The following is a 7,237-nucleotide window of genomic DNA, read 5'->3' as shown; positions in this document are numbered from 1 at the left end:
GTCATCGCACCGCAGCTCGACCCGTACGAGGCGGTGATGCTGCTGCGGATCCGCGTACTGCGCGGCTCCCTGGATGCGGTCACCAAGGCACTCGCCGAGCGAGACGACATACCGTTCATCGACTTGACCGCCGGCGGAGACGAGATCCTGGCGGTGCTCGCCAGCGGCAGGGACCCGCGGAACAGACTGATCTTCCGGCAACTACCCGCCACCCGTGCCGTGACCTCGGTCGAGGCGCAGACCGCGATGCACGTGTACGCGGACGCCTCCGCGTGGAGACTGGATGCGCTCAGCGCCGCCGAGCGCCGAGAGTTGACGGCACCCGTACGGTCCCACGCTCCTGACGGCCTGGACCGGGAAATTCTGGCCACGTTGGCCCCGGACGCGCGGCAGTCCGCCGCGGCCCTGGCAGCGAAGCTCGGCCGGCCGGAGTCAACCGTGCGGCGCAGGCTGACGGCGCTGCCACCGGTCACGCAGACCTACGTCGATCCGCACCGGCTCGGACTGCTGGTCGACGCGAACCTCTACCTGCGGCTGCCTCCGGCGGAACTGCACCGGGTCGGTGCAGCCCTGGCCGCCCACCCAGCCGTGCACGGGGTCCTGAGCACCACTGGCCGCGCCAACCTGCACGTGGCGGTCTGGCTGCCGAACCTCGAAGGGCTCCACCGGTTCATCACCGGGGAACTCGCGGCCCTCGGCGTGACCGACGTCGAGACCGTGTTGGTCGGACGAGCGATCAAACGCCCTGGCCAACCGATTGGCAGCGTGATCCCACGCTCCGGCAGTCTGGCGGCCACCGTCAGGACGCCCGCGCGTACCGGCTGAGGGTCGCCACCTCGTCGGCGTCCAGGTCGCCGTTCTCGATCTGGCTCACCCGGCCGGGCGTGACCCCCATCAGCTCGGCCACCTGACGCTGACTGAGCCCGAGACGCTTCCGCTCCTCGGCGAGGTGCCACGCGCTGACCCACGCCTCCGTCCGAGCACGCTCCACATCGAACGCGTCGTCGTCCCCGTCGTGCAGCTCCGCGCGGATATCGTCCCAGTCATGAGAGTCGCCCACCAGATCGCCCTCCGTTTCCCCTCGAAGGCGAGCCAGCCTCGTCTGCAACCTCGGCGACCGGGACCGCGCACTCGTATCACCGTGTCCAGTCGCCGGCCTTGTTGCCGGTGACGGAACAGTCCCGGTCATGCGAACCACGAAAGCACCGATCAACAATGAGATCACGTCATGGAGTGGGGCGGGCGGGACTCGAACCCGCGACCGAGGGATTATGAGTCCCCTGCTCTAACCCGCTGAGCTACCGCCCCGTCACCGCGCCGGATCGTAACCCGTCCCGTCGATCTCCGACCACCACCGCCAGTATCGGATCTCGACTCCCACCGCCATCGGCGGCACCACCGGCACCACACGAAGGGCAACGCGAGGATAACAGCGCGCACGCACCACACCACGATCAGGATCCATGCTCCGGCCGGGCCGCTACCCGGCCCGCAGCTGCGCCAGCACCGCCCCGGCGGTCCGCCAGCCGCTGGCCAGCGCCCCCTGGATGGACGGGCTGTCCCGGTGGTCCCCGGCGACGAAGAGCCCGTCGCCGAGCGCCACCGGCTTGCGCAGCCGGCCCTGCGGCGGCGGCGCGGCGGGCAGGGCGTCCGGGATGGACACCGTGGTCAGGTGGGTCCAGTCGGCGGTGGACCGCCCGTAGAGCCGGTCCAGCTCGGCGCGGATCACCGGCTCCGGGGGCGCGGCCGGCCCGACCACCGAGGTGGCGACCAGGTGCCGGCCGGCCGGCGCGTACGTCGGCGCCGCCCGGCTGATCACCACCGTGTTCGCCACCAGCTCCCGCCGGTCCCCGTCGACCAGCAGGATCGGCTCGTCCAGGGGCGCCTCGGCGGTGCTGTGGTAGTAGGTGGTGTAGCTGTGCATGCGTACCCGACCGAGGGTCGGCAGCAGCGCGGCCGCACGGGGCGGGTCGACGGCGACCACGACGGCCCGGCAGGTGATCTCGCCGGCCGGGGTGCGGACCCGGCCGGGCGCGACCTCGGCGACCGGGGTGCCCAGCTCGACCGGCCCGGTCGGCAGCGGGTCCGCGATCGCGGCGGGCAACGCGGCCATACCGCGCGCGGGCAGGCCGATCCGGCCACGGGCGAAGGAGCGCAGCACCATGGCCAGCACGTGGCTGGAGGTCTCCAGCTCCCGGTCGATGAAGACCCCGGAGAGGAACGGCCGGATCAGCTCCTCGACGATGGCGTCGGAGAGGCCGGCCCGGCGCAGCGCCGCCTCGGTGGTGGTCTCCGGCGCGTCGAGCAGCCGGCCCACCGGCAGGGTGGCGCATCCGGTGGCGAGACCGGCGAAGCGGAGCCGGTCGCGCAGCGAACCCACTCCGGCGAGCGCGGTACGGGGAGCGCCGGCCGGTTCGCGCAGCGGGTTGACCAGCCGGTCCAGCCGGCCGCGACGGCGGACCAGCACGCCGGAGGTGAACCAGCCCAGGTCGAGGGTGGCCAGGTCGAGCAGGGTGCCCAGCCGTGGGTAGGCGGTGTTGAGGACCTGGAAGCCGCGGTCGAGCAGGTAGCCGTCGACCGCGTCGGTGGCGACCCGCCCGCCGAGGCGGTCGGCCGCCTCGACCAGCCGCCAGGCCACGCCGGCGCGGTGCAGCCGCCGGGCCGCGGCGAGGCCGGCGAGGCCGCCGCCGACGATGACGACGTCGGTGTCAGTGGGCACGGTGCGCCCCCTCGGCGATCCGGTGGTCGCCGTCGCGCGTCGACCGGGACAGCCGGCTGGGCCACCACACCTTCGGCCCGATGTCGTACGACAGCGCGGGCACCAGCAGCGAGCGGACGATGATGGTGTCGATCAGGACGCCGACGGCCACCGCCACGCCCAGCTCCACCAGCACCACCAGCGGGAGTACGGCGAGCGCGGAGAAGGTGGCGGCGAGCACGATGCCGGCGGAGGTGATCACCCCACCGGTGACGGCGAGCCCGGCGAGCACGCCGGCCCGGGTGCCCCGCTTGACGGACTCCTCGCGTACCCGGCTCATCAGGAAGATGTTGTAGTCGATGCCGAGGGCGACCAGGAAGACGAAGGCGAAGAGCGGGAAGGACTGGTCCACCCCGGGGAAGTCCAGCAGGTACTTGAAGATCAGCGCACAGAGCCCGAGGGTGGCCAGGAACGACAGCACCACGGTGGCGATGAGCAGCAGCGGGGCGAACAGGGCCCGCAGCAGCAGGGCCAGGATGATCGCGATCACCACCAGCACCACCGGGATGATGACGTTGCGGTCCCGGGCGGAAGCGTCCGAGGTGTCCACGTTGATCGCGGTGAAGCCGCCGACCACCGCGTCGGCGCCGGGCACCGCGTGCACCGCCTCCCGCAGGTCGCGGATGGTCCGCTCGGCGCCGTTGCTGTCCGGCGGGTCGGCGAGGGTGGCCTGGAGCTCGACCCGGCCGTCGACCACCTTGGGCTGCGCGTTCGGGTCGGGCGGGCCGGACTGCCCGGCGTCGGTGAGCGGGCGCACCGAGGCGACCCCGGGTACGCCCTGCGCCACCTGGGCGACCTGCTGGGCGGTCTGCTGGGTGGTGAAGATGGTGGCGGGGCTGCCGGTGCCGCCCGGGAAGTGTCGGGCGATCACCTCCTGCCCGGCCACCGAGTCGGTGCGCTTGGTGAACAGGTCGGTCTGGCCGAGGGTGGTCACGCCGAGCTGCGGCAGGCCCAGGATGAGCAGGCCCAGCACCGCGGCGGTGACCAGCCAGACCAGCCGGGCCCGGCGGGCGACGAAGCCGGCGATCCGGCTCCAGATGCCGTGCTCGGCCTGCGGGTCGGCCTGGTCCCGGCGGGGCACCCGGGGCCAGAACGCCCACCGGCCGCCGAGGACCAGCAGGGCCGGCAGGAAGGTCAGCATCACCAGCAGGGTGGCGGCGATGCCGATCGCGGCGACCGGCCCGAGCGCCCGGTTGGAGTTGAGGCTGGACAGCAGCAGGCAGAGCAGGCTGAGGATGACGGTGCCGCCGGAGGCGATGATCGCCGGGGCGGCGCCGCGCCAGGCGGTCTTCATGGCGTCCCAGGGATGGGCGTGCCGGTGCAGCTCCTCCCGGTAGCGGGCGATCAGCAGCAGCGCGTAGTCGGTGCCGGCGCCGAAGACCAGCACGGTGAGGATGCCCTGCGCCTGGCCGTTGAGCTTGACCACGTCGTTCTTGGCCAGGAAGTAGACGAAGACCGACGCCAGCGAGTACGACATGCCGGCGGCGAGCAGCGGGGCGATCCAGAGCACCGGGCTGCGGTAGACGACCAGCAGGATGATCAGCACCACGACCAGGGTGACCAGCAGCAGCGGCCCGTCGATGGCGGAGAAGACCTCGATCAGGTCGGCGAGCAGGCCGGCCGGCCCGGCCACGTCGACGGTGAGCCCGTCGCGCTTCTCCCCGGCGATCGCACGCAGCTGGTCGACGACGCTGATGATCTGGTCGCCGTCGGCCCCGTCGACCGGCACGACCACCTGCAACGCCTTGCCGTCCTGGCTGGGGATCGGCGGTGGCAGCGGACCGACCACGCCCGGCACCTGGGCGAAGCGGGCCGCGTCGGCGGCCGCGACCTGCTTGTCGGCGTCGGTGATGCCGGAGGTGCGTTCATAGACCACCAGGGCCGGGGTGGTCTCCTTCTCGGTGAACCTGGCGGACAGGTCCTGGGCCCGGGTGGCCTCGGCCTCGGCGGGCAGGAAGGAGGCGTTGTCGTTGGTCGACACCTCGCCCAACCTGCCGGAGTACGGCCCGGCGATCCCGCCCACGACCAGCCATCCGAGCACGACCGCCACCGCGATCAGCGTGGCCGTAGCGCGGCCCCGTCCTCCGGCCATCCTGCACCCGTCCTTGAAATCGACGCACCAATCGACGCAGCGGGAGTCTAAGTCGACATCGACCATCCTGCCGGTCGGGCCCGGACGAAGGCGCAACTTGCGGCAATTAGGCGACTTTGCGGGTCGGGAAGGCACTAGCTGCCGCAGTCCGGTCCCACCGACCCCGGGCCGGACGCCAGGCCTGCGGCCCGGGGAGGGCGAGACGGACGGGCGGCGGCGCAACGGGACCGCGGCCGGCGGCGCAACGACGAACGCCCGTCGGCCTGGGCCGACGGGCGTCTGGTGGAGAAGCTCCCCCGATTGGACTCGAACCAATAACCTGCCGGTTAACAGCCGGCTGCTCTGCCAATTGAGCTACAGGGGACTGCTCATCGCTTCAACCCGGATCTCCCCGGTGCTCGGCGACGGGACAAGAGTACAGGACACCGGGGGGTGTTGGTCCAGGGGGTTACCTCCCCCGCGTCGACCACTCCGCCACGCGGCGGAAGCGGACATATCGTCATCCCGGCACAAGGAGGCATGAGCACAGAGCAGGATGGGTAGTTAGCTGCGGACAGAGGACGCAGGCGCGAAAAGGTCGCCCCGAGGGGTCACCCCGTCGGGTTCGACGGCGCGTCAGGTACGAAAGGAGCCGCCATGCGCGGAAAGATCATGTTCCTTGGCGGGCTGGCTGCGGGGTTCGTCCTGGGCGCCCGTGCCGGCCGGGAGAAGTACGAGGAGCTGGTGGTGCGGGGCCGTAAGGTGCTCGACCACCCGACCGTCCAGGAGGCGGCGGGCGTCGCGCAGGCCCAGGCGACCCGGCTCTACAGCGAGGGCAAGGACAAGCTCGGCCAGTCCAAGCTGGGCGAGAAGCTCAGCACGGGCAACGGCAGCAGCGACAGCAGCCGCCAGGAGCTGACCGCCGCGGACGACGCGTTCGCCGGCACGCCGGCCACGGTCGCCGCCAAGGCGGGCAGCAGCTCGTCGAGCACCGGTTCGACCAGCACCACGTCGGCCACCACCAGCCCGCGCACCAAGCCGTCCGGCACCGGTGCCAACGGCAGCACCATCTGAGTCCACGTACTCCCGGAAGCGGGTCGATCGCCTCGGCGACCGGCCCGCTTCCGCGTATACGGGCGTGCGTCGGGCAAGATTCTCCGGTGGAGGTGGTCACCGTGGTGGTCGTACGACCGGAGAACGCGCACCAGGCGCGGCTGTTGCGGCTGCTGCGCGACGACGGGCCCCGTTCCCGCGCGGAGCTGGGGGACGCCGTCGACCTGGCCCGGTCCCGGCTGACCGCGGAGGCCGACCGGCTGATCGAGCGGGGCCTGGTGGAGAACGCCGGACCGGCCGCCTCCCGGGGTGGCCGCCGCTCACCGCTGCTCCGGCTCGCCGGCACCGTCCGGTTCGCCGGGGTGGTCGTCTCGCCGCGGCACATCGACGTCGCGGTGACCGACGGCGAGCTGGCCGTGCTCTCCCGGATCAGCGAGCCGGCCGACGTCCGGGACGGACCGGAGGCGATCTGCGCCCGGGTGGTCGAGCTGATCGGCAAGCTCCGTGCCGAGCTGGGCCTGCACCAGCTCACCGCCGTCGGTGTCGGCCTGCCGGCGCCGGTCGCCTTCGCCGAGGGGGTCCCCGTGTCGCCCCCGGCGCTGCCCGGCTGGCACCGCTTTCCGATCCGCGAGTCGCTCGCCGCCGACCTGGGCTGCCCGGTGCTGGTGGACAACGACGCCAACCTGATGGCGCTCGGGGAGAAGCACGCCGGCACCGCGCGGGCCTTCGAAGACTTCCTCTATCTCAAGCTCGGCGCGGCGATCGGCTGCGGGCTGGTGCTCGGTGGCCAGGTCTACCGGGGCGCCACCAGCGGCGCCGGCGACATCGCCCACCTGCGGCTGGCCGACGACGGTCCGCTCTGCGCCTGCGGGGACAACGGCTGCCTGGAGGCGTACAGCGGCGACGCCGCCCTGGTCCGGGAGGCGACGACCGCCGCCCGGTCCGGCCGTTCGACGGTCCTCGCCGAGCGGCTGGACGAGGCCGGCGAGCTGACCGCCCTCGACGTGGCCCGGGCGGCCACCGGCGGGGACGCCGCCGCACAGGCCCTGGTCCGGGCGGCGGCGCGGCGGTTGGGGCAGATCCTGGTCGGGCTGGTCAGCTTCTTCAACCCGGGCATCGTCATCATCGGCGGGGTGGCGCCGGGCATCGGGCCGGTGCTGCTGGCCGAGATCCGGGGGCTGGTCTACCGGCGGTCCACCCCGCTCTCCACCGGCACCATGCCGATCGTCCTGTCCGACCTGGACGACCGCGCCGGTGTGATCGGCGGCGCCCGGCTGGCCAGCGACCACGTCCTCACCCCCGCCTGACGCGGGCGCGGCGCCGCATGCCGCCGCGCCGCGACGCGACGCGACGCG

General features: G+C 72.8%; 6 protein-coding genes and 2 tRNA genes. 3 read left to right on the top strand and 5 right to left on the bottom strand.

What is annotated here, in order from left to right; translation table 11 throughout:
• A partial coding sequence (locus tag GA0070564_RS26855) for an Lrp/AsnC family transcriptional regulator (RefSeq protein ID WP_141714876.1) occupies nucleotides 1–825 on the top strand: 825 nt, incomplete at its 5' end.
• Here the strand turns inward: GA0070564_RS26855 and GA0070564_RS26850 are convergent.
• The 5 genes from GA0070564_RS26850 to GA0070564_RS26830 form a co-directional block, all read right to left on the bottom strand.
• Nucleotides 800–1,060, bottom strand: a complete 261-nt coding sequence (locus tag GA0070564_RS26850; protein ID WP_091615189.1) for a transcriptional regulator — start codon at nucleotides 1,058–1,060, stop codon at nucleotides 800–802. The two genes, GA0070564_RS26855 and GA0070564_RS26850, sit on opposite strands and share 26 nt — an antisense overlap.
• A 174-nt stretch (nucleotides 1,061–1,234) precedes the next feature.
• Nucleotides 1,235–1,308 (bottom strand) — tRNA-Ile (locus tag GA0070564_RS26845).
• 172 nt (nucleotides 1,309–1,480) lie between these two features.
• Complete coding sequence (locus tag GA0070564_RS26840) at nucleotides 1,481–2,719, bottom strand: NAD(P)/FAD-dependent oxidoreductase (protein ID WP_091615186.1); 1,239 nt, start codon at nucleotides 2,717–2,719, stop codon at nucleotides 1,481–1,483.
• Nucleotides 2,709–4,850 (bottom strand): MMPL family transporter, encoded by a 2,142-nt coding sequence (locus GA0070564_RS26835; protein WP_091615182.1) that lies wholly within the window; start codon nucleotides 4,848–4,850, stop codon nucleotides 2,709–2,711. The genes GA0070564_RS26840 and GA0070564_RS26835 overlap by 11 nt, the downstream gene beginning before the upstream one ends.
• A gap of 291 nt (nucleotides 4,851–5,141) precedes the next feature.
• A tRNA-Asn gene (locus tag GA0070564_RS26830) sits at nucleotides 5,142–5,214 on the bottom strand.
• 272 nt (nucleotides 5,215–5,486) lie between these two features.
• On the opposite strand from GA0070564_RS26830, the gene GA0070564_RS26825 reads away from it, so the two are divergent.
• Nucleotides 5,487–5,903 carry a hypothetical protein gene (locus GA0070564_RS26825; RefSeq protein ID WP_091615178.1) on the top strand — a complete coding sequence of 139 codons (417 nt, stop codon included), beginning with the start codon at nucleotides 5,487–5,489 and terminating at the stop codon, nucleotides 5,901–5,903.
• An 86-nt stretch (nucleotides 5,904–5,989) separates the two neighbouring features.
• Nucleotides 5,990–7,189, top strand: coding sequence for an ROK family transcriptional regulator (locus GA0070564_RS26820; RefSeq protein ID WP_425412545.1), 1,200 nt, complete (start codon nucleotides 5,990–5,992; stop codon nucleotides 7,187–7,189).
• Nucleotides 7,190–7,237: the final 48 nt, after the last annotated feature.

The sequence above is a fragment of the Micromonospora mirobrigensis genome (assembly GCF_900091555.1).
GTDB lineage: Bacteria > Actinomycetota > Actinomycetes > Mycobacteriales > Micromonosporaceae > Micromonospora > Micromonospora mirobrigensis.
Note: the sequence above shows the minus strand (reverse complement) of the source record. Positions and strands in the feature narration are given on the sequence as shown.

What these genes read in the sequence shown, in the direction of transcription:
- GA0070564_RS26835 (WP_091615182.1), bottom strand. Translation starts at nt 4,850, where the DNA reads ATGGCCGGAGGACGGGGCCGCGCTACGGCCACGCTGATCGCGGTGGCG.
- GA0070564_RS26825 (WP_091615178.1), top strand. Translation starts at nt 5,487, where the DNA reads ATGCGCGGAAAGATCATGTTCCTTGGCGGGCTGGCTGCGGGGTTCGTC.